The organism is Leminorella richardii, assembly GCF_900478135.1.
Classification (GTDB): Bacteria; Pseudomonadota; Gammaproteobacteria; order Enterobacterales; family Enterobacteriaceae; genus Leminorella; species Leminorella richardii.
Window position 1 is genome coordinate 3,350,318 of record NZ_LS483470.1, and the last position, 21,463, is coordinate 3,371,780.

Genomic DNA, 21,463 nt, shown 5'->3' on the forward strand with positions numbered 1-21,463 from the left:
AAGCAATCTATTTCTTAAAAATTTGTGAGCGCCATCGAAACGTTTCGCTTCAGGCTGAATGCCGAATCGTGACAGCTAAAAAGACAAAAAAACCTCACGACCAGCGTGAGGTTTTGTGTAAGAAAACGAATGGATATCGATAAGAAGATTATCAGGCCGCTAGTGCAATCGGCATTTCCTTCAGCTGCGGCGACACAACAAACTCCGCCTCGGTCTTTTGGCGGATTTCGTCAAGGCTGACTCCCGGCGCGTGTTCAACCAGCGTCAATTGACCGTCGATAAAGCGGAATACCGCCAGCTCGGTAACAACGATAGAAACACAGCCACAGGCGGTCAGAGGAAGCGTGCAGTTGCGCAGGATCTTCGACGCTCCGCTCTTGGCGCAGTGCTCCATGGCCACAATCACCTTACGCGAACCAGTGACCAAATCCATCGCGCCCCCCATACCGGGCACCATCTTGCCGGGGATCATCCAATTAGCCAGATTGCCGTACTGATCGACTTCCAGCCCGCCGAGCACGCAGGCGTCCACATGACCGCCGCGGATCAGGGCAAACGAGAAAGCGCTGTCGAAGGTCGCGCCGCCGGGCAGAATGCCACACGGCTGACCGCCCGCGTTAGCGGTATCCGGATCGGGATGTTCCTCGTCTGCTGGGCAGAGGCCAACAAAGCCGTTTTCTGACTGAAAAACGATATCCACACCTTCCGGCAGGCAGTGGGCGACCATGGTCGGCAGGCCAATTCCCAGATTAACCACGTCGCCATCCTTCAGCTCCAGCGCCACGCGGCGGGCAATAAAGGCTTTTGGGCTCATCGCGCTTCTCCTTTAAAGATACCGTTTACCAGCAGGCCGGGGGTCATAATGCTGTCGGGATCCATAGTGCCTACCTCAACCAGCTCTTCCACTTCGGCAAACACCCTATCGGCTGCCAGCGCCACCAGCGGGTTAAAGTTTCTCGCCGAGCGACGGTAGTAGAGGTTACCCACCGCATCACCGCGGCGGGCGTAGACAATCGCCAAATCCGCCTTAAGGGGCATCTCTAATAGATAGTCTCGCCCCTCAAAGGTCATTCTCTGCTTTCCTTCTTCCACGACAGTACCGACTCCCGTCGGGGTCAGAAAGCCCCCTAGCCCAGCTCCGCCAGCTCGAATTCGCTCAGCCAGTGTGCCCTGAGGCACCAGCTCAACCTCCATCTCGCCGGAAATCATTCTGCGGCCGGTTTCCGGATGCAGCCCGATGTGAGAGGCAATAACCTTACGCACTCTGCCCGCCTCTACCAGCGGTGCAACGCCAACGCCCGGCGTCCCGGTATCGTTACCGATAAGCGTTAAATCTTTAACGCCGGAGTCTAACAGCATCTGTACCAGCGTCGGGGAGTTCCCTGCCCCATAAAGCCGCCGAACATCACGCTCATGCCGTCGCGGAAGTGGCGGGAGATCTCCTCCCGCACAGTAACTTTAGACTTCATGACTCATCCTCCCTGTGCCTACAGGCGCTCAACGACAACAGATACACCCTGCCCACCGCCGACGCACAGCGTCGCCAGCCCAAAGGTTTTATCCTGAGCGCGCAGCGCGTGCAGCAGCGTCACCAGAATGCGCGCCCCTGACGCACCAATGGGGTGCCCCAAAGCGATAGCGCCGCCGTTGACGTTGGTTTTTTCCATGTCAAAGCACAGCTCGCGGCCTACCGCAATAAACTGAGCGGCAAAGGCCTCATTAGCTTCAATCAGGTCAAGATCCTTTACGCTGAGTCGCGCCTTCTCCAGCGCTTTCAGGGTTGAAGGCACGGGGCCAATGCCCATCACCGACGGATCGACGCCTGCCGTCGCATAGCCGCGAATGCGGGCTAAAGGCGTCAGCCCCAGCGCCTTCGCCTTCTGTGCTGACATCACCAGCAGCGCTGCGGCACCGTCATTAATACCGGACGCGTTGCCTGCGGTTACCGTTCCCTCTTTGGTAAAGGCGGGGCGCAGTTTGGATAAAGCTTCAGCGCTAGCGTCGGAACGCGGGTACTCATCGCGATCGAACACCGCTTCTTTTTTTCGCTGCATCACGGTAACCGGCACAATTTCACCGGCGAAAGCGCCGCTCTCCGTTGCCGCTACCGCACGCTGCTGAGAGCGCAGCGCCACTTCATCCTGCTCTTCACGGCTGATGCCGTAGCGCTGGGCGACGTTTTCTGCCGTAATGCCCATATGATAGTGGTTAAAGGCGCAGCTCAGGCCGTCGTGCACCACGCTGTCGGTCAACGTGCCGTTGCCCATGCGGTAGCCCCAGCGAGCCTTGTCCAGCAGGTAGGGAGCAGCAGACATGTTTTCCATGCCGCCCGCCAGCACCGCATCTGCATCACCAGCCGCAATGGACTGTGCCGCCATAATCACGCTTTTCAGCCCTGAGCCGCAGACCACGTTAATCGAGGTGGCAGGCACCGCGTCGGGGATGCCGGCCTTGATGGCTGCCTGCCGCGCCGGATTTTGCCCCAGCCCAGCCTGCAGCACGTTGCCTAAAATCACGTCATTAACCACACAGGGTTCAATGCCCGCCCGAGCCATGGCTTCTTTCGCGACTATTGCGCCTAAATCCGGAGCGCTAATTCCCGCAAGGGAACCGCCAAAGCTGCCGATAGCGGTGCGTACGGCGCTAACGATCACGATATCGTTCATCATTTAGCTCCTCTCAGGTTGAGGATCTGGCGCGCATCGTCTGGAGTTGCCGGATCGCGACCGGCCTCTTTCGACAGGCGTACCGCACGCTCAACGAACTCAGCGTTAGACTTCGCCAGTCGCCCCTTGCTGTAGTAGACGTTGTCTTCCATACCAACGCGCACGTGTCCGCCCAGCGCCAGCGTCGTCATCAGGATAGGCATATGGCCGCGACCAATGCCGAACGCCGACCAGTGGGCGTCTGCGGGCAGAAGGCCTTTAAGGTAAACCAGATTTTCCACCGTAGCCGCCGTGCCCCCAGCCGCACCCAGCACCAGCTGGTAGTAAGCCGGCGTCTTAATCAGGTTCTTTTTGATGTAGTAGAGGGAGTTGTAGAACATCCCTGCGTCAAACACTTCAATTTCCGGCCGCACATCGTTATCAATCATCAGTTGGCCGAGCTTTTCCAGAAACGCTGGATGGTTGATAAACAGGCCGCTGTGAGCCCAGTTCATCGATCCGCAGTCGTAAGAGGCCAGCTCTGGCTTCAGCGCCGCAACGTGCATCATGCGCGTTTCATCGGTAGCGTTCAGGTCGCCAGAGGTGGTCAGGTTAATCACGATGTCGCACTTCTCGCGGATAAGGGAAACCGTCTCGCGGAACTTATCGATACTCATTGTGCCTTTGCCTTGGTCATCACGCATGTGCAGGTGGGCAATCGTGGCCCCCGCCTGCCAGCACTCGTAAACGTCCTCAGCGATTTCCTTTGGCGTTAGCGGAATATTGGGGTTGTCTTCCTTGGTCGGAAAGGCGCCCGTGGTGGCAACAGTAATAATGGTTTTATTATTCATCTCAGCGTTCTCCCTGTACTTCTGCATCCGGCAGCGCGGCGGCGGTCGGCTGTTTTTCTTTATCAATATCGGGCAGCGCAAACATCATCAGCCCGGCCAGGCAGAAGAAGATGGCGCAAATCATGATGCCGGTTACCAGGCCGTAGCTCTGAGCAATAAAGCCCATGGCGAACGGCGCAAAGGCGGAAACGCCCCGGCCAATGTTGAAACAGAATCCTGCTCCCATAGTGCGAACTCGGGTTGGGAACAGCTCGGGGAAGTAGGATCCCATTAGACCCACGAAGGCGGTGAAGAAGGCATAGACCGGCCCCATAATCAGCAGTGCGGTGTGCCCAGTCATGCTGACGTAAACAGGTAGCGTAATGGCCGTGCCGATAAAGGAGATCACTAGCGCTTTACGGCGCCCCATTTTGTCCGCCATCACGCCAAACACGTTATAGCCAACGAACATGCCCACGTTCAGCACCACAAAGAACAGCGACATGGTTTCGATGCTCAGCCCGCGATCCTGCGTCAGGAACAGCGGTAGCCAAGTGGTACAGCCCCAGTAGCCAATCAGGCCAAAGCTGGCAACAACAGTGGCAAACAGCGTGTTGCGGGAAAGCTCTTTGGAGAAGATCTCGCCAATGCGCACTTTCTCGCCCTTGTTTTTCTGCGCCTCTTTTTGCTGCTTCCAGCTTTCGGACTCAGGTACGAAGATCAGAAAGTAAATCGCTGCAATAATCGCGCCTGCGCCGCACAGGAACAGGGCGCGCCAGCCGTAGGCAGGAATGATTAGATAGGCAAGGAACGCCGCAAGGCCTGCGCCCGCGGGGAATGAACTCAGTACAAAAGAGGCGGCTCTGCCGCGCTGCTTCGGCGGCCAGGTTTCTGCGATATAGGCGACAATAATACTCCACACGCCGCCCAGCCCAAGGCCGGCCAGAAAACGCAGCACCAGAATTTCAAACCAAGTGCTGGTAAAGGCGATAGCTGCCGTCAGAACGCTGAACAGCATCAGGCTCCAGAACAGAGTTTTACGCCGTCCGTAGTTGTCCGCACACCAGCCGACAATAATACTGCTCAGGCCGATACCGACCATTGTCGCGGTCGCCAGCAGGCCGCCGTCCGCCTTGGAAATGCCCAGATCGGCGATAATCACCGGCATGGACACTGCCAGTAACAGGATGTCTACAGCGTCAAACATGTAGCCAAAAAAGCCGCCAAACAGCACGTGCCACTTTACTCGGGAGTTACCCGTGGTCGCAGCGGCATTGTTATGAGATTGAGTCATAGCATCGTCTCCCGTCAGAGGTCGAACATGGCGACCGGCCTGCACCATCCTGCGCTGGCGGCCTTAATCTTGATGGGGAAGCAGGCAATCTTGAAGCCAAACGGCGGCAGTTTATCAAGATTGTTCATCTTCTCCATGTGGTAATACTCGCTCTCAATGCCCGCAAAGTGCCCTTCCCAAATCAGCGAGGAATCGCCGGTTTGTTCAAACTCTTCAGCAATCAGCGACAGTGGACGATCCCAGCTCCATGCGTCGGTGCCGACAACCTTAATGCCGCGCTCCAATAGGTATAGCGTGGCTTCACGGGTCATGCCGCAACCGGCGCTGGTATACGCAGTCGTGCCCCAGTGCTTCATAGCGCCAGTGTGGATCACAACGATGTCTAACGGTTTTAACGTATAGCCGATGCGCGCCAGTTCCGCTTCCAGGATCTCGACGGTAATTTTTCCGCCTTCGCCGGGGACTTTAGAGAAGTCGAGCTTCACGCCGTCCGAGAAGCACCACTCAAGGGGAATATGGTCGATGGTGCGGGCGGGTTCGCCCTGATTCATGGTTGGATGATAGTGCCACGGCGCGTCCAGATGGGTGCCGCTGTGGGTGGTTAGCTGGATGTATTCGATTGACCAGCCCAGCCCGCCGGGAAGATCTTTCTCTGTTGCTGTCGGGAAAAACTGGCGCATGTGCTCCGCACCCTTATCGTGCCCCCAGTAGTCAATGCGCGTTGGCATTGACGGCGGATCGCAGGGGGTTTGGTCTTCAATCGTCACGCTCAGATCGATGATTTTCATGATGGTACTCTCTGTCACTCTCATTATTGGTCGTACGTCCAACCTATATTAATTTAGACAGTCGTCCAAATTGTTTTATCAGGATCGTGAGCAAGATCGGAAAACCGCTGAAAAGGTAAAGAATTTGTTTTTGGAATGATAAAAAAATGAGTGAATTTTCGACCTGAATCGGTCACTGTTGCACAAAAGCTAACGCATTTTTTCCCGCACGACTTATAATGCCGTTTTACGCACACACAGCACGGGCTCACCTCTCTTATCGGGCGCTTTGACGGTAGCCTTAACGGTATGAACATGCAGATATCGACATCCGAAAAAATCCTGAATGCCGCAGAAGAGCTTTTCGCCCAAAGCAGCTACGACGCCGTGTCCATCCGGCAGATCACACAAAAAGCCGACGTCAAACTGGCGCTGGCACACTACCACTTCGGCACCAAAGAAGCGCTGTTTGACGCGGTCGTTAAGCGTCGTATAGGCCAGCTCAGCCAGTCTCGCCTTCAGCTGCTGGACTACTTTCGCCAGCAAAATGGCGATGCGCCGCTGCCCCTAGAGCAGATCGTCCACGCCTTTGTCATGCCCTACCTGTTTTGGCATCTGAACGGCGGTGAAGGCTGGCGCAGCTACGCGCACATCGTATCGACACTGCTGGGCTACAATCTGACACTGCTTCAAGAGCAGTTCGACGATGGAGCCAGAGCCTTTCAGCAGGAAATGCGACGCTCGATGCCTCACGCGGGGGAAGCGGGCATTCAGTGGGGATTCGACTTTATGGTCGGCGTGATGTGCAACACCTTCTCCGAAGTCGACCGCATCGGCGGTCTGTCGGAAGGGCAGTACAGTACAGAAAACAAAGAGCAGGCCTGTGAGTACCTGCTGGCGTTTATCGTTGCCGGGCTGGAAAGGCTAGCAGACAACAAGAAACAGGATCTACAGGGCAGTTTGAAAATTCTGGCGTCGCTAACGATGCCCGAAGAGGAACAGCAAGAGTCATAAAAAACGGCTCTGAACGTTCAGAGCCGTCAGTCTGTTATGGATTACGAGCTGAACTTCAGGCCGATAATGCCAAAGATAATCAGGCACAGGCTGATAATTCGCATTGCGCTCGCTGATTCACCCATCAGAATAATACCGGTTACCGCCGCACCAACAGCGCCGATACCCGTCCATACTGCATAGGCTGTACCCATCGGTAGGGTTTTCATGGCGTTTGCCAGCAGCAAAAAGCTTGCCGCCATCGCCACCAGCGTAATAATGCTCGGCGTTAACCGGGTAAATCCGTGACTGTACTTCAGACCAATCGCCCATACGACTTCAAGCAAACCGGCAATAAACAGAATAATCCAGGCCATGTGGGTACTCCCCTTAACTTACGTTGGGGTCGTCCCCTGATTGGTGTCACCCGCCGGGCCGTCCCGAGGGTCAAAAAGATAAGCGTTGCACAACGACGCACTACGCCGCGTGTAGTCTCTATTGTAGCCGAATTGACACTATTTTTGCCAAAAAAAATGAGTTGACGTTTTTCGCATCTTCACTTTAAATGGTGCATATACACCATTTGGTAAAAATCAATTAGGCAAACACTCATGCAAACGCCGCTGCCCACTGAGCCCTGCCTGTGTACTCGCACTCGGCGTACCGCGCAGAAACTGACTGACTACTATGACAAAGTGCTCCAAGCGAGCGGTATAAGCGTCAATCAGTATGCGCTGCTCGTCAATATCGCTCGCCTCGGCGAATGCGGTACAGGAGAGCTGGCTCAGAAGAGAGGGCTGGAAAAAAGCACACTGGTACGCACCCTAAAGCCGCTGCTTGCCGCAGGGCTGATTGCTGACGCCTCCGCACCCGGCAGCCGAAAACGCAAAATGCGACTGACGCCCGAAGGCGAGCGCACGCTGCAAAATGCCATTCCCCTGTGGCAGCAGGCGCAGGACGAATTAAAAAACAGGCTCGGCGACGACCACGAGCGCCTAATCCACCTCTTTAACATCGCTAGCAATCTCTAGCGATTATCTACTCCCTACGATAAAAGGAACCTCCGTGAACAACAGTAACAGCGCCGAGCGTCTCGCGTCGGGCGACGCCCCTTCTCGCGCCCCCAGCATGTGGCCGCCTATCGCTCTGGCCAGCATCATTCTGATGGTGACTATGGGCATTCGGCAAACGGTGGGACTATTTGTCCACCCGATCATGGAAAACACGGCGATGGATATCGCCGAAGTCAGCATGGCGCTGGCAATAGGGCAGCTAATGTGGGGTGCCTTTCAGCCGCTGTTTGGCGCTTGGGCAGATAAAAAAGGGGCATTTTCTGTACTGGTCGTCGGTGCACTGCTTATCGCTCTGGGGCAAATCGGCACGCTGTGGGCGTCGTCATTTCTTCCTCTGACGCTGTCGCAGGGGTTGTTAAGCCCGGCAGGTGCCGCGGCGGGAAGCTTTTCAGTGCTGATCGGCGTCGTCGCTAGCCGACTGCCTGCCGATAAAGGCTCCGTTGCCAGTGGGCTTATCAACGCAGGGGGATCCGTCGGTCAGTTTGTTTTTGCACCGGTCATTCAGGCTATCGTCAGCCTGCGAGGCGCGGCCTCTGGCTTTCTCTTTTTAGCCGCTGCGGCACTTGCTACTATCGTACCTTCCTGGTTTTTATGTAAAAACGGCAACGTGGGCTCCCATAAGGTCAAAGCAGTGGCCCACAGCCCCGTAGACTCGCTGGGGTTAAAGCATCAAATCGGCGCGGCGTTTCGCACGCCAAGCTATCTGCTGCTACACGCGGGATTTTTCACCTGTGGCTTTCACGTGGCGTTTCTTACCACCCACCTGCCGGGGGAAGTCAGCCTGTGCGGCCACGAGGCCTCCGTTTCCGCCATCAGCCTTTCCCTTATCGGCCTTTGTAATATTGTTGGCAGCATTTTTGCCGGGATACTCGGCAAGCGCTACCCGATGAAGTACATTCTGGCAGTGCTCTACGCCTCACGCGCGCTGATGATTGGCGTCTACCTGATGTCGCCGAAAACCGAGCTGACGTTCTATATTTTCGCCTGCTCTATCGGCTTCACCTGGCTTGCCACCGTTCCGCCTACGGCGGGGATCGTCGGTAAGCTGTTCGGCACCCGCTATCTGGCTACTCTGTTCGGCTTTACGCTGTTTACTCACCAGATTGGCGCCTTCTTCGGCGCATGGCTGGGAGGAGTGGCAATGCAGAACGAAGGCAGTCTACTGTGGGTCTGGTACGCTGACATCGCGCTGGCGCTGCTGGCGGCTCTGGTCAATCTGCCAATTAAAGAAAAGAGCGTAGCGATACCCATGCAGGCATCAAAAGCCTGATGTAATAACGGCGGGCGTTTACGCCCGCTTACCCCATAATCTTGTGCCGGAACATAAAGAACACAGCACCCAGCAGGCACAGGCCGGCCCAGATATAGTCAGTGCGGAAAGGCTCTTTGAGGATATACATAGAGAAAGGGATAAAGACCGTCAGGCTGATAACCTCCTGAATGATCTTAAGCTGCCCGGCGCTGGCTACCTCGTAGCCGATGCGGTTAGCCGGTACCTGAATCAGGTACTCAAACAGCGCAATGCCCCAGCTTATTAGCGCTGCGACAACCCAGGTTTTACTGTGAAAATACTTGAGGTGGCCGTACCAGGCAAAGGTCATAAACACGTTGCTCAGCGTCAACAGGCCGATAGTGATAAACAGAGACGACATAACTGCTATCCTTTGATAACAGAAAAAATCAGAAAGAGACGGATTAGCTTGCGCCGCGCTGGATAGCGCCGCCTACGTGCTGCACGTCTTCGCCGAAGCCGCGCACGGTGTTGCAGCCGCCGAGCGCTGCCGCCAAAGCCAGAACTAACAGGATTTTACCGGTGAAATTCAGCATATAGCCCCCTTCGTTTTCAACCTACAAGTACAAACAGGGCCGCTATAAAACGGCCCTGTTGCAGACTGCGGCGATTACTTCACGCGAGAAACGTATTCGCCGGAGCGCGTATCCACTTTGATCACTTCGCCAATCTGTACGAATAGCGGTACTTTTACCACAGCACCGGTAGACAGCGTCGCAGGCTTGCCGCCAGTACCGGCAGTGTCGCCCTTCAGGCCTGGATCGGTTTCAACGATTTCCAGCTCAACGAAGTTCGGCGGCGTCACGGCGATAGGCGCGCCGTTCCACAGTGTAAGAATACACTCAGCCTGCTCAACCAGCCACTTGGCGTTGTCGCCTACGGCTTTGGCGTCAGCGGCCAGCTGTTCGAAAGTGTCGTTATTCATGAAGTGCCAGAACTCACCGTCGGAATACAGGTAAGTCAGGTTCATATCCATGACGTCTGCGCCTTCTGCGCTGTCGGTGGACTTGAAGGTTTTCTCAAGCAGCTTGCCGGAAATCAGCTTGCGCAGACGCACGCGGGCAAAAGCCTGGCCTTTACCGGGCTTGACGAACTCGCTTTCAATGACAGCGCAAGGCTCGCCGTCCAGCATGATCTTAAGACCCGGACGGAAATCGTTGCTAGAATAAGACGCCATAATGGTCCTCTTTCTTAATTAATTTAGGTAGTACAGCAAAAAATGGCGCACATTGTAACCCAAAACACCACAGATAGAGAAGAATGGTTACAGCAGTTATCGGACGTTATTACCGATCCCGAAGAGCTATTGCGCCTTTTATCGTTAGCGGACAGTCCGATACTTCGCGCCGGCATTGAGGCGCGAAAGCTGTTTCCGCTGCGCGTCCCTCGAGCATTCGTCGCCAGAATGAAAAAGGGCGACGCCCGAGATCCCCTTTTGCTGCAGGTTATCGGTTTGCCCGACGAGTTTACCTTAACGCCGGGATATAGCAACGATCCGCTGGAGGAGCAGTCTCCCGCTGCACCAGGGCTATTACACAAGTATCAAAACCGAGCGCTGCTGCTGGTCAAGGGCAGCTGTGCAGTCAACTGTCGCTACTGCTTTCGCCGCCACTTCCCCTATCACGAAAACCCGGGTAATAGAGCGTCCTGGAGTCAGGCGCTAGACTATGTTCGTCGCCACACAGAGCTGGACGAGCTGATTTTCTCCGGCGGTGACCCTCTGATGGCAAAAGACAAAGAGCTGGACTGGCTGCTTAGCGAAGCGGAGTCCATTCCCCATATAAAAAGACTACGTATCCATTCCCGACTGCCCGTCGTTATCCCCGCTCGGGTAACAGCGGTTCTATGCGAGCGCTTCTCCCGCTCTCGGTTACAGATTGTTTTGGTCAGCCATATCAACCACGCTAACGAAGTCGATGCGTCACTCAAAGAGAGCATGAAGCGGCTGAGAGACGCGGGAGTGACCCTTCTCAATCAGAGCGTGCTATTAAAGGACATTAACGATGATGCTGACACGCTTATTGCGTTAAGCAACGCCTTGTTTGACGCCGGAATACTGCCCTATTACCTACACGTGCTGGATAAAGTACAGGGCGCCGCGCACTTTATGGTAGACGACGCTCAGGCACGGCGAATTATGGAAAAAATGCTGGCGAACACTTCCGGCTATCTGGTGCCCCGGCTAACGCGGGAAGTGGGCGGCATGCCTAGCAAAGTACCGCTGAACTTAAACCTGATGGGTAATGAATGATAGTAAAAGCTAAAAAATGCGTTTAAAAGGCGCTAAAAAATATTCTATTGGTTTTCATAAAGTAGAAAGATAAAACACTTTTAGTCACTAGTCTTATTTGCTTTTAACGACAGTGATTTGCTAGTTTAGCAACACAATGGGTAAGTTAAAAAAATATAAAAACGACAGAAAGTGCGGCTAGATATTGCAATGGATATTATTACAGTTTACGAACCCGAGTACGTCAGACGTTTTCAATGCAACGGCGGAGGATGCCTATGCACCTGCTGCATAGGGAAAGCCATCCCGCTGGACAAGACCAGCACCCGCTCATACTTGAAAAGTCAGGACCTCACGATCCGCGGCATCGCTCAGAAGAGCATTCAGGTGAAAAAGATCGATGAAGATAACTGGGGCACTATCGCGCTTAATCAGGACAACTACTGCCCATTTTTTGACAAATCTCGCGCCTGTACTTATTGCCGCATTGGGGACCGTGACGATCTGCACACGCGCCCACCCTTCTGCCTTGACTACCCCTATGTGAACGTACGCTGGCAGCATGAAGTGCGCAAAAGCTTGGCGATAGAGTGCCCGGAAGCCTGTGGCCAAATCCTGATGAGCCAAACGTCAATCTGGACAGAGTCCCAACATCAGCTTTCCGGTCAAAGCCAGTCTCCGCTTAACGATACCTGTCAGGTAGTTAACGCTGCCAGTATTGCGTTTGTCCTTCGCCCGGAAATGACCCCCGCAGAGCGACTGTTTGCGATTGGTCAACTGGTGCTCTCTATTCCAATCGAATCCTACGACGACGGTAAAAACGCAGCTCGTCTAAAGGAAAAGCTGGATGAACAGTCTGCACTGCTGAGTATTGAAAACATCCAACACAAGATGAATACTCTGCCCCACGACCAAGCCATTCGCTGGCAAGTATTTGCCGAAATGGGCGCTCAGGTGGCGCGGTTAGCCAACTCGGAAACGACGCCCTCTATGGCCAGCTTTTGGGAAGAAATCTACCAGGATATTATCCACCAGACCCCAGAAAGCGGCGCGTTAAAGATGGCTATGCTGGAAGAGTCTTGGCAAAACAACGTTCTGCCGATCTTCAAAGAGTACCCACACGTGATCACTAACTACCTGTTCTATCGCCTGTATCACGATGCGTTTCCCTACCACCCGCACATGTCGTCCCACGAATGCTATTACCAGCTGATTGCTGACTGCTTTATTATTCGCAGCCTGATGGCCTACTGGGCGTTGACCCATTCAAGAACCAAAAAAGCCAGAATGATCGACATTGTGAATATCTACCACCGCTGGCGTAGGCAGTACACCAACGCCTATCAGCGGTCAGCGAATACTCTCATCTCGCTCGGCCTGTATCATCCTGAAAGGATCTACAAGCTGCTGAATCACTGGTAGGCTAGCGGGTAAGTATAAGTCTGTGCGCCGGGTAAACACCCGGCGCGTTTTTTCATTCAACAAAGTAAAGCAGCAATAAATCCCTACGGGCGAGCGGCAGTGCCATCCGGCAGGCGTGCGTTAGTCCAGCTTGGCAGGCCACCCTCTACCGGGTAGCGCTTGGCTTTCTCTTCATCGATGTCGATACCCAGCCCAGGCGCATCGTTCAAATAGGCGTAACCGTTATCTATTTCCGGACAGCCGGGAAAAACTTCCCTTAAGGCATCATTCATCGGTGTATATTCCTGAATCCCCAGATTAGTAATGCTGAGGTCGATATGCATATTCGCCACCACTCCAACCGGGGAAATGTCCCCGGGCCCGTGCCAGGCTGTGCGGACACCGTGGAACTCCGCCAGCGTCGCCAGCTTTTTCGCGGGGGTAATACCGCCTATCATACTGATATGACAGCGAATAAAATCTATCAGATGCTCTGTAATCAGACGTTTGTATTCCGCCACGTGAACAAACAGCTCACCGATAGCGATAGGCGTTGAGGTTTGGCTTCGCATGACCTGCAAAAAGTCGACGTGCTCAGGCGCAACGGGGTCTTCAAGATAAAACAGGCGGTAAGGCTCCAGCGACTTCGCCATTTGCAGCGCCGCTACCGGCTGAACGCGTTCGTGCACATCGTGGATAAACTCAACGTCAAAGCCGATTTTATTTCTGAGATGGTCAAAAAAACTGCGGGATGCTTCTGGCATAGGCGTCCGGGTCAAAGTAAATCCCCGACGTGCGAGTGCGCGGAGAGCGCTTAGGGCGAATGTCTTTTGCCCGATTTAGCTGAGTAGCGATCAGTTTGAGATCGTCAGTACCAGCGCCGCCGTACATCCCCATCTGGCAGCGAACGTACTGGTAGCCTTCTTCCATTGCCGCCAGAATGTTGTCTTCCGCTTCGACAGCATCGGCGCCGTCACAGTGGCGATAAAGCGGGATACCGTCCCGGCATTTGCCCCCCAGCAGCTGATACACCGGCATGTTGGCCATCTTGCCTTTGATGTCCCAAAGCGCCATATCAATGGCGGAAATAGCGTTATTCATCACCGGCCCGTTTCGCCAGTAGCCGCTAACGGCGGCTGACTGCCAGATATCCTCAATGCGCTCAGCGTCTTTGCCGATCAGAAAAGGACGGATATAGTCATCAATGGCCGCCTTTACGGCAAAAATCCGCTGTGTAAACGTCGCGCATCCTAGCCCGTATAGTCCGTCCTGATTGGTTTCTACCTTAACGACCACCAGATCGATGCCCCCCGGTGCCGTCAGGATAGTTTTGACGTTTGTAACTGTAACCATGAATGACTCCTGAAAATAAAGTGAAATACACACTATTAAGATAAAATACCGCTATGTTGTATGACATCATATAACAATGAGGTATTACTACCAAAGGCGATAGCCAAAATCAAGCGTCTTTAAAAATAAAGCAATAGAAAATGCGAGAAGTGGAACAGATGGGAAAATCAGCGCCGGGCAGACATACCCGGCGAATCAGGGGAAATAAACAGTGTCTAGACGTTATCCAAGCTATTGATCATAACAATGTTTTCCGCCATAGCCTTATCTAGGCACTGCTTGGCGGTTTCTATATCATGATTTTTGATCGCCATAAAAATCTTGATGTGCGCGTCGATACTCTCCAGCGTAATACCGAGAACTCGGTTCAGCTCCTCAAGATAGAAGTAATACATCTCTTTGATATATTTGATAATATGAGAGAAAACCTTATTGTGAGCCGCGTGAATAATCGCCATATGGAAATCTAGATCCGCCTGCGAATACTTCTTGTAGTCGTTCTTGCTCACCAGCATGCGGTTAAGGGCGTCCTCAATGGCAAGGATATCTTCCGGCGTTGCGTTCTCTACCGCCAACTCAATACATTTAAATTCAACGCTTTGACGAAAAAACATCATATCCATAAACTCTTTTTTCGTCAGGTGTAGAATCGGTCGGTTTTGATACAGCATCTCAAAGCTGTCAAATTCGCTGGATACAAAAGATCCCTTGCCGTGTTTGGTATAAATCAGCCCTAGATTTCTCAGCTTCTGAACTGCACTACGGATGCTGGTTCGGCTTACGCTAAACATCTCGCTAAGCTCAAACTCTGACGGCAGCCGCTCTCCCTTGGGCCACTCCTCATCCAGTATTTTTTTCTGCATTTTCTGATACACCGCTTCGGCAATGTTATTGCGCGTAATTGCGTCGTCGTTATCCATAGCGCCTCATCGATTTATTGCAAGCAAGATCACAAAAAGGAAGATTCAAGATTGTTGGAAGTATACCAAGAAGGTATTACTGTTGCCAGTTATGTGTTGTATGACAACTTGATGTAATACAACTAGGCCAACATTCAATAAATTCTGTTTACGTTAAACAAAGCGAAGGTAATACACAATGGATGCTCTTAATCTCTTCAATTTAAAAGGCAAAACCGCCCTGATTACAGGCTCGGCACGGGGGCTTGGCTTTGCCTATGCAGAAGGACTTGCCTCTGCCGGTGCGTCAATCATTCTCAGCGACATTCGCCAAGAGACCCTTAATGAAGCCGTACAGAAGCTCCGTGCAGGCGGTTACGACGCTAAAGGCTATGTGCTGGACGTCGCCAGCGAAGAACAGATCGTCAGCACCTTTGAAGCACTCGACCGCGACGGCATTCAGGTAGATATCGTGATAAACAACGCGGGTATCCAACACCGCCAGCCAATGGTTGAGCTGTCGCTGAAAGACTGGCAGCGAGTGGTTGATATTCACTTAACCGGTGCGTTTCTGGTTTCCCGCGAGGCAGCGAAAAGGATGATTGCCCGCGGCGAAGGCGGCAAGTTTATCAATATCTGCTCGCTAACTAGCGAGCAGGCTCGGCCAACAGTAGCACCCTATACGGCAGCGAAGGGCGGCGTAAAAATGCTGACTCGCGCGATGTCCGCCGAGTGGGGTCAGTACAACATTCAGGCCAACGCCATCGGCCCCGGCTACATTCTCACCGACATGAACGAAGCCCTGATTCAGGATGCCGCGTTCGACGCTTGGGTAAAAAACAGTAACCCCGCCAAGCGCTGGGGGAAAACCGAAGAGCTTATCGGTACAGCGGTATTTCTCTCGTCGAGCGCTTCTGACTATATCAACGGTCAGGTGATTTATGTCGACGGCGGCTGGCTGTCGGTTCTCTGATCCCTGCCCTGCGTCAATCTCATCCATATGCACTGAGAGAGTCAATATCAACATGGAAATCAAAACGCTGACATACGATGCCTGCGTCATGCACGGCAAAAAAGACGTAAAGGTCGAGCAGCAGTCCCTTAGCTACTCCGATCGGGAAACCGTCGTAAAAGTGGAATGTGGCGGCATCTGCGGCTCCGACATTCACTACTATCATGAAGGCAGGGCAGGACTGTCGGTGATTAAACACCCGATGGTTATCGGCCACGAGTTTGTAGGTCGAGTTCATCAGGCTCCTGAGGGTTCTTCGCTGAAAGTAGGCCAAAAAGTGGCGGTCAATCCATCTCGCCCGTGCAACCAGTGTACTTTCTGCCTGGAAGGTAAACAGAACGAGTGTCCGAACATGCGCTTTATGGGCAGCGCCCAGTTTAATCCACACGTCAGCGGCGGCTTTGCCCAGTACGTCACCGTGTCGGCATCTCAATGTCACCCCTACGATGACAACGTCGCTGCGCGGATCATGGCCTTTTCAGAACCCACCTCCGTCGCTATTCACGCGGTTAACGTTGCTGGCAGCATTGTGGGAAAGCGCGCGCTGGTTATCGGTGCAGGCCCTATTGGCGCCCTGACTATTGCGGCAGCCAAAGCGGCTGGAGCAACGGAAGTCATTGCCTCAGATCTTAGCGAAAGGTGCAGAAGCATCGCGTTGGAAATGGGCGCCGACGGCGCATTCGATCCCCGCGACGGTGAGGCAACTGAGCGCTACTACAAAGACCGCGGCTATTTTGACGTTGTCTTTGAGGCCAGCGGCGCGGCGGCAGCTGTTGACTCAGCGGTTTTTGCGACCCGCCCTAATGGCGTGATTGTTCAAATCGGCATGGGCGCAAGCCCGGTTCAGTTTCCTGTCGCCCAAATGCTGGCCAAGGAGCTCTCTTGGAAAGGCTCATTCCGCTTTATTAACGAATTCGCGACGGCGGTAGCGTGGCTGGAAAAAGGCATTATCGATCCTCGCCCGATTATCTCTTCCGAGTATGACTATCGCCATATTGAAGACGCGCTGATCAAAGCCAGCGATAAAAATGAATCTTCAAAAGTGCTGGTCACCTTTTAATTCATAGCTCTGCCGGATAAATGCCGTCCTAAGCGTCATTTATCCGGTCAGCTATTCGGCTAATTTTAAATCTCTTTATCGTCACGGATAAGGACAGGCTTCGTGACGCTAAAATTTGCTAACGTGATGGTGAAATCATGAGTCAACCCTCTACGAATAATGAAAGAAGCACCTCCGATTTAATCAGAGCCTCCGTATCCGGTTGGCTCGGCACCACGCTGGAATTTATGGACTTCCAGCTTTACTCCCTCGGCGCTGCGCTGGTGTTTCACGAAGTCTTTTTCCCTGAGCAGTCCGGCGCAATGGCGCTTATTCTGGCGATGGGTACTTACGGCGCGGGGTACATTGCCCGCATTGTTGGCGCGGTTTTCTTCGGCAAAATGGGAGATCGGGTAGGCAGAAAGAAAGTGCTGTTTATCACTATTGCCCTGATGGGCGTGTGCACGACGCTGATTGGCGCCCTTCCCACCTATCAACAGGTCGGCATTCTTGCTCCGATCCTGCTGGTTGCCCTGCGGATTATTCAAGGGCTGGGAGCCGGAGCCGAGATTTCCGGTGCCAGCACTATGCTGGCGGAGTATGCGCCTAAAGGCAAAAAGGGCATTATCGCTTCGCTGGTCGCCATGGGTACTAACTGCGGTACGTTAAGCGCAACGGCCATTTGGGCAGTGATGTTTTTCGCCTTCAGCAACGAAGACATTGTCTCTTGGGCCTGGCGCATTCCCTTCCTAGCCAGCTTTGTGGTGATGGGATTTGCCATTTGGCTGCGAATGAACCTGAAAGAAAGCCCGGTATTTGAAGGCGTACACGGCGATGCGAGTCCACAGGCGGCACAGCCTGAAAGCACGCCGATTCTACAGCTGCTTAAGGGTAAATCGTTTTGGATCGCCACCGGTCTGCGCTTTGGTCAGGCAGGCAACTCAGGCATTATCCAGACTTTCCTTGCCGGATATCTGGTTCAAACGCTGCTCTTTAATAAAGCCATCCCCACTGACGCCATGATGATTAGCTCGATCGTCGGCTTTATCACAATCCCTCTTATCGGCTGGCTCTCGGATAGGATTGGTCGGCGCATACCCTATATTGTCCTGACGCTGTGCTCTATCGTGCTGGCCTACCCGATGCTGTCAATCATCGTTGACGGTGCCCAGTCAGTAAGCACCATTACGCTGTGCCTTATTCTGATACACAGCGTTGCGGTGCTGGGGCAGGCTGCCATTGAAGGGATCACCATGGCTGAAATGTTCGGCGCAAAAAATCGCTTCTCTCAAATGGCTATTTCCAAAGAGATTGGCGGCCTGTTTGCAACCGGACTCGGGCCACTGCTGGCAGGGATCTTCTGCCAGATGACCGGCAGTTGGTATCCCATCGTAGTCATGCTTATCTGCTATTCCTGCATTGGCCTGCTGTCTGCTCTGGTGATGCCGGAAGTGGCCGATCGGGATCTGGGAGACTTTAGAGACGCGACTGACAGTTAATGGCTAGGTTTTCTACAATAAGAAAATAGGCATAAAAAATGGGCAGGATAATTATCCTGCCCATTTCGTTTTGCGATTTTGCGGAACCGACCTTTCGTTTTTCAAAAGGCCGGGCGCGGCATCAGCTCAAAGAGCTGATTACATCATGCCGCCCATTCCACCCATACCGCCCATGCCGCCGCCTGCGCCTAAGTCAGGAGCATCGCCCTTAGGCATATCGGTGATCATGCACTCGGTGGTGATCATCAGGCCAGCGATAGACGCTGCGTACTGCAGTGCAGAACGAGTCACTTTGGTTGGATCCAGAATACCCATTTCGATCATGTCGCCATACTGCTCAGTAGCAGCGTTGTAGCCGTAGCTGCCTTCGCCTGCTTTCACGCTGTTAGCCACAACTGACGGCTCTTCGCCTGCGTTAGCAACGATTTGACGCAGTGGAGACTCCATCGCGCGCAGCGCTACGCGAACGCCCACGTCCTGGTCGGCGTTATCGCCCTTCACGCCAGTGATCTTGGCAGCAACGCGGATGAGCGCAACGCCACCGCCTGCAACAACGCCTTCTTCAACCGCAGCGCGAGTCGCCTGAAGGGCGTCTTCTACGCGGGCTTTCTTCTCTTTCATTTCGATTTCGGTCGCAGCGCCAACTTTCAGTACGGCAACGCCGCCTGCCAGTTTAGCAACGCGCTCTTGCAGTTTTTCGCGATCGTAATCAGAGGTCGCTTCTTCGATCTGCTGGCGAATCTGAGCAACGCGGCCTTTGATAGCGCCTTCTTCACCCACACCGTCGATGATGGTGGTGGTGTCTTTGTTGATCACTACGCGCTTAGCCTGACCCAGATCTTCCAGAGTCGCTTTTTCCAGCTCCAGACCGATCTCTTCAGAAATCACGGTGCCGCCAGTCAGGATAGCAATATCCTGCAGCATAGCTTTGCGGCGATCGCCGAAGCCAGGCGCCTTAACAGCAGCAACTTTCACGATGCCGCGCATGGTGTTAACCACCAGAGTCGCCAGCGCTTCGCCTTCAACGTCTTCAGCCACGATGGCCAGAGGCTTACCGGCTTTAGCAACGGCTTCCAGCACAGGCAGCATTTCGCGGATGTTGGAGATCTTCTTGTCTACCAGCAGGATGTATGGACTTTCCAGTTCAACAGCGCCAGTTTCAGGCTTGTTGATGAAGTAAGGAGACAGGTAACCGCGATCGAACTGCATACCTTCTACGACGTCCAGCTCGTCTTCCAGGCCAGTGCCTTCTTCAACGGTGATAACGCCTTCTTTACCTACTTTTTCCATCGCTTCAGCGATCAGCGCGCCGACGGTAACGTCAGAGTTGGCGGAAATGGTGCCGACCTGAGCAATGGCTTTAGAATCAGAGCACGGTACAGACAGCTTCTTCAGCTCTTCTACTGCTGCAACAACGGCTTTGTCGATACCGCGCTTGAGATCCATCGGGTTCATGCCCGCTGCGACGGCCTTCAGGCCTTCGGTGATGATGGACTGTGCCAGTACGGTTGCAGTTGTTGTGCCGTCACCGGCTGCGTCGTTGGCTTTGGAAGCAACTTCCTTCACCATCTGAGCGCCCATGTTTTCAAACTTGTCTTCCAGCTCGATTTCGCGGGCAACGGACACGCCGTCTTTAGTAATTGTCGGTGCGCCGAAGGACTTGTCCAGTACGACGTTACGGCCTTTAGGGCCCAGAGTGACTTTTACCGCGTCTGCCAGAACATTTACGCCACGCAGCATTTTTGTGCGAGCGTCGTTACCAAATTTTACGTCTTTAGCTGCCATCTTGAGGTTTCCCTTAACTTTTCATTCAGTTCAAAAAAGAGCGTTATTAATTACGCTTCAACAATCGCTAGAATGTCGCTTTCGGACATAATCAGAACGTCTTCGTTATCGATCTTTTCTGCTTTAACGCCGTAGCCGTCGTTAAAAATAACGATATCGCCGACTTTCACGTCCAGGGCTTTGACTTCGCCGTTTTCTAAAATACGACCGTTGCCAACCGCCAGCACTTCGCCGCGAGTAGACTTAGCCGCTGCAGAACCGGTCAGTACGATGCCGCCCGCTGATTTAGTTTCAACATCTTTACGCTTAACAATCACACGGTCGTGTAGTGGACGAATTTTCATTGATAGCTCTCCTTTAAGAAGGTCCTTACCAGGTTAGGGTTAAGCGGGTAACTTTTTGTTTACCCGCCCTGTGGGTTTGATAATGGGGGCGAAACCGACGGCTTCAAGAGGAAAAAAGAAAAAAATTTGTCAGCGCACGCCTTTGGCTACGTTTCAGCCATTGTTCACACGCCTGAACAGGCGGTCTATTTGTCTTGCTTATCGTCAAGGCGTTGGGTGTCTTCATCATTTTTGCGTTCAAATTCGCCTTCTACAGTGTATCCCCCCTGCCCCTGCGAATTTCCATCAGAAAAGCCGGGCGGTGGCGAAGCGCCAAACACGTGAATATAGGGCAACATGCGTAGCGTTAACAATTTCTGAACCGGTGGTAGCAACAACAGTAGCCCCAAGAAGTCGGTAAAAAAGCCGGGAATTAATAACAGAAAACCGGCAATCAGCAGAGAAACGCTTTTCACCATTTCTGCCGCTGGGTTTTCCCCTTGGCTGAGCTTGGTTTGCATCTGAATAAGCGTGCGAACGCCCTGCTGGCGCACCATTGAGACGCCCAAACAGGATGTTGCTATCACCAACAGCAGGGTTAATGCCACGCCTATGCCATCGGAAACTTTAATAAAGAGTGTAATTTCTATATAGACTAACAGGAACAAAAAAATAGGCAGCAACCAACGCACAACGACTCCTTAATGCAATAAAAACATTACGTTTTATGTCACTATGTTAAAAGTTTTCCAACGGAATGAATAAAACCATTAACACCAATGAGACCCTTCATTAACGCACCATTAAAAAACAACATTCCAGTTTAATGTACTGCTATAAAGTCGATAATTTAGTGATGTTATCTTTAAATTATCCAGATGACGACAAAAACACCACCTACCTCTTTTGTGTGATTTAAATCACGTTTATGCCATTTATATTTCTTATGATGTCAATTATCTGATCTAGGTTCATACTTTTGGCAAAAAGGAGCATATGATCACCGACATCAAGAGCTCCAACGCTTTT

21 protein-coding genes and 2 pseudogenes are annotated in these 21,463 nt (G+C 53.0%); 8 read left to right on the plus strand and 15 right to left on the minus strand.

Annotated features, from left to right (window positions below; genetic code table 11):
- Positions 1 to 151: 151 nt before the first annotated feature.
- From DQM29_RS15295 to DQM29_RS15320, 6 genes and pseudogenes are all read right to left on the minus strand, one after another.
- Positions 152 to 814, minus strand: a complete 663-nt coding sequence (locus DQM29_RS15295; protein ID WP_111741484.1) for a 3-oxoacid CoA-transferase subunit B — start codon at positions 812 to 814, stop codon at positions 152 to 154.
- Positions 811 to 1,469 (minus strand): annotated as a pseudogene (gene atoD / locus DQM29_RS15300) (acetate CoA-transferase subunit alpha). The gene DQM29_RS15295 and the pseudogene atoD overlap by 4 nt, the downstream one beginning before the upstream one ends.
- Positions 1,470 to 1,487: 18 nt before the next feature.
- Positions 1,488 to 2,666, minus strand: coding sequence for an acetyl-CoA C-acetyltransferase (locus DQM29_RS15305; protein WP_111741485.1), 1,179 nt, complete (start codon positions 2,664 to 2,666; stop codon positions 1,488 to 1,490).
- On the minus strand, positions 2,666 to 3,496 hold the full coding sequence (locus DQM29_RS15310; protein WP_111741486.1) for a beta-keto acid cleavage family enzyme: 831 nt from the start codon (positions 3,494 to 3,496) through the stop codon (positions 2,666 to 2,668). Before DQM29_RS15310 ends, DQM29_RS15305 begins: the two co-directional genes overlap by 1 nt.
- A gap of 1 nt (position 3,497) precedes the next feature.
- Positions 3,498 to 4,769: an MFS transporter gene (locus DQM29_RS15315; protein ID WP_111741487.1), complete on the minus strand. Its 1,272-nt coding sequence runs from the start codon at positions 4,767 to 4,769 to the stop codon at positions 3,498 to 3,500.
- A 14-nt stretch (positions 4,770 to 4,783) separates the two neighbouring features.
- Complete coding sequence (locus DQM29_RS15320; protein WP_172622635.1) at positions 4,784 to 5,557, minus strand: cyclase family protein; 774 nt, start codon at positions 5,555 to 5,557, stop codon at positions 4,784 to 4,786.
- A gap of 294 nt (positions 5,558 to 5,851) precedes the next feature.
- Between DQM29_RS15320 and DQM29_RS15325 the strand changes: the two genes are divergently transcribed.
- On the plus strand, positions 5,852 to 6,550 hold the full coding sequence (locus tag DQM29_RS15325; RefSeq protein WP_170126558.1) for a TetR/AcrR family transcriptional regulator: 699 nt from the start codon (positions 5,852 to 5,854) through the stop codon (positions 6,548 to 6,550).
- Positions 6,551 to 6,591: 41 nt separating this feature from the next.
- Here DQM29_RS15325 and sugE read toward each other — a convergent pair whose 3' ends face one another.
- Positions 6,592 to 6,906, minus strand: coding sequence for a quaternary ammonium compound efflux SMR transporter SugE (gene sugE / locus DQM29_RS15330; protein ID WP_111741489.1), 315 nt, complete (start codon positions 6,904 to 6,906; stop codon positions 6,592 to 6,594).
- A gap of 234 nt (positions 6,907 to 7,140) precedes the next feature.
- On the opposite strand from sugE, the gene DQM29_RS15335 reads away from it, so the two are divergent.
- A complete protein-coding gene (locus tag DQM29_RS15335) occupies positions 7,141 to 7,560 on the plus strand; it encodes a MarR family winged helix-turn-helix transcriptional regulator (protein ID WP_111741490.1) in 420 nt (139 codons plus the stop codon).
- 34 nt (positions 7,561 to 7,594) lie between these two features.
- On the plus strand, positions 7,595 to 8,872 hold the full coding sequence (locus DQM29_RS15340) for an MFS transporter (protein ID WP_197708835.1): 1,278 nt from the start codon (positions 7,595 to 7,597) through the stop codon (positions 8,870 to 8,872).
- A gap of 28 nt (positions 8,873 to 8,900) precedes the next feature.
- Here the strand turns inward: DQM29_RS15340 and DQM29_RS15345 are convergent, their stop codons facing one another.
- The 3 genes from DQM29_RS15345 to efp all read right to left on the minus strand — a co-directional run bounded on the left by DQM29_RS15345 (position 8,901) and on the right by efp (position 10,070).
- Positions 8,901 to 9,254: a DMT family protein gene (locus DQM29_RS15345; protein ID WP_111741491.1), complete on the minus strand. Its 354-nt coding sequence runs from the start codon at positions 9,252 to 9,254 to the stop codon at positions 8,901 to 8,903.
- Positions 9,255 to 9,297: 43 nt separating this feature from the next.
- On the minus strand, positions 9,298 to 9,429 hold the full coding sequence (locus DQM29_RS15350) for an entericidin A/B family lipoprotein (RefSeq protein WP_111741492.1): 132 nt from the start codon (positions 9,427 to 9,429) through the stop codon (positions 9,298 to 9,300).
- Positions 9,430 to 9,503: 74 nt separating this feature from the next.
- Positions 9,504 to 10,070 (minus strand): elongation factor P, encoded by a 567-nt coding sequence (gene efp, locus DQM29_RS15355; RefSeq protein ID WP_111741493.1) that lies wholly within the window; start codon positions 10,068 to 10,070, stop codon positions 9,504 to 9,506.
- A gap of 42 nt (positions 10,071 to 10,112) precedes the next feature.
- Here efp and epmB point away from each other — a divergent pair, with 42 nt between their 5' ends.
- On the plus strand, positions 10,113 to 11,144 hold the full coding sequence (gene epmB, locus DQM29_RS15360) for an EF-P beta-lysylation protein EpmB (protein WP_111741494.1): 1,032 nt from the start codon (positions 10,113 to 10,115) through the stop codon (positions 11,142 to 11,144).
- Between the two features lie 189 nt (positions 11,145 to 11,333).
- Positions 11,334 to 12,545: a flagellin lysine-N-methylase gene (gene fliB, locus DQM29_RS15365; protein ID WP_111741495.1), complete on the plus strand. Its 1,212-nt coding sequence runs from the start codon at positions 11,334 to 11,336 to the stop codon at positions 12,543 to 12,545.
- Between the two features lie 83 nt (positions 12,546 to 12,628).
- On the opposite strand, the pseudogene DQM29_RS15370 reads toward fliB, so the two are convergent.
- A pseudogene (locus DQM29_RS15370) lies at positions 12,629 to 13,877 on the minus strand (enolase C-terminal domain-like protein).
- Positions 13,878 to 14,092: 215 nt separating this feature from the next.
- Positions 14,093 to 14,797, minus strand: coding sequence for a FadR/GntR family transcriptional regulator (locus DQM29_RS15375; protein WP_111741496.1), 705 nt, complete (start codon positions 14,795 to 14,797; stop codon positions 14,093 to 14,095).
- Between the two features lie 178 nt (positions 14,798 to 14,975).
- Here DQM29_RS15375 and DQM29_RS15380 point away from each other — a divergent pair, with 178 nt between their 5' ends.
- The 3 genes from DQM29_RS15380 to DQM29_RS15390 all read left to right on the plus strand — a co-directional run bounded on the left by DQM29_RS15380 (position 14,976) and on the right by DQM29_RS15390 (position 18,326).
- The gene (locus DQM29_RS15380) at positions 14,976 to 15,749 is read left to right on the plus strand and encodes an SDR family oxidoreductase (protein WP_111741497.1); all 774 of its coding nucleotides are present in this window, start codon (positions 14,976 to 14,978) and stop codon (positions 15,747 to 15,749) included.
- Between the two features lie 52 nt (positions 15,750 to 15,801).
- The gene (gene idnD, locus DQM29_RS15385; protein WP_111741498.1) at positions 15,802 to 16,848 is read left to right on the plus strand and encodes an L-idonate 5-dehydrogenase; all 1,047 of its coding nucleotides are present in this window, start codon (positions 15,802 to 15,804) and stop codon (positions 16,846 to 16,848) included.
- 137 nt (positions 16,849 to 16,985) lie between these two features.
- Complete coding sequence (locus tag DQM29_RS15390) at positions 16,986 to 18,326, plus strand: MFS transporter (protein ID WP_111741499.1); 1,341 nt, start codon at positions 16,986 to 16,988, stop codon at positions 18,324 to 18,326.
- A gap of 138 nt (positions 18,327 to 18,464) precedes the next feature.
- Here DQM29_RS15390 and groL read toward each other — a convergent pair whose 3' ends face one another.
- The 3 genes from groL to DQM29_RS15405 form a co-directional block, all read right to left on the minus strand.
- Positions 18,465 to 20,111 (minus strand): chaperonin GroEL, encoded by a 1,647-nt coding sequence (gene groL / locus DQM29_RS15395; RefSeq protein ID WP_111741500.1) that lies wholly within the window; start codon positions 20,109 to 20,111, stop codon positions 18,465 to 18,467.
- Positions 20,112 to 20,161: 50 nt separating this feature from the next.
- Positions 20,162 to 20,455: a co-chaperone GroES gene (locus DQM29_RS15400; protein ID WP_111741501.1), complete on the minus strand. Its 294-nt coding sequence runs from the start codon at positions 20,453 to 20,455 to the stop codon at positions 20,162 to 20,164.
- A 185-nt stretch (positions 20,456 to 20,640) separates the two neighbouring features.
- Positions 20,641 to 21,126, minus strand: a complete 486-nt coding sequence (locus DQM29_RS15405) for an FxsA family protein (protein ID WP_111741502.1) — start codon at positions 21,124 to 21,126, stop codon at positions 20,641 to 20,643.
- Positions 21,127 to 21,463: the final 337 nt, after the last annotated feature.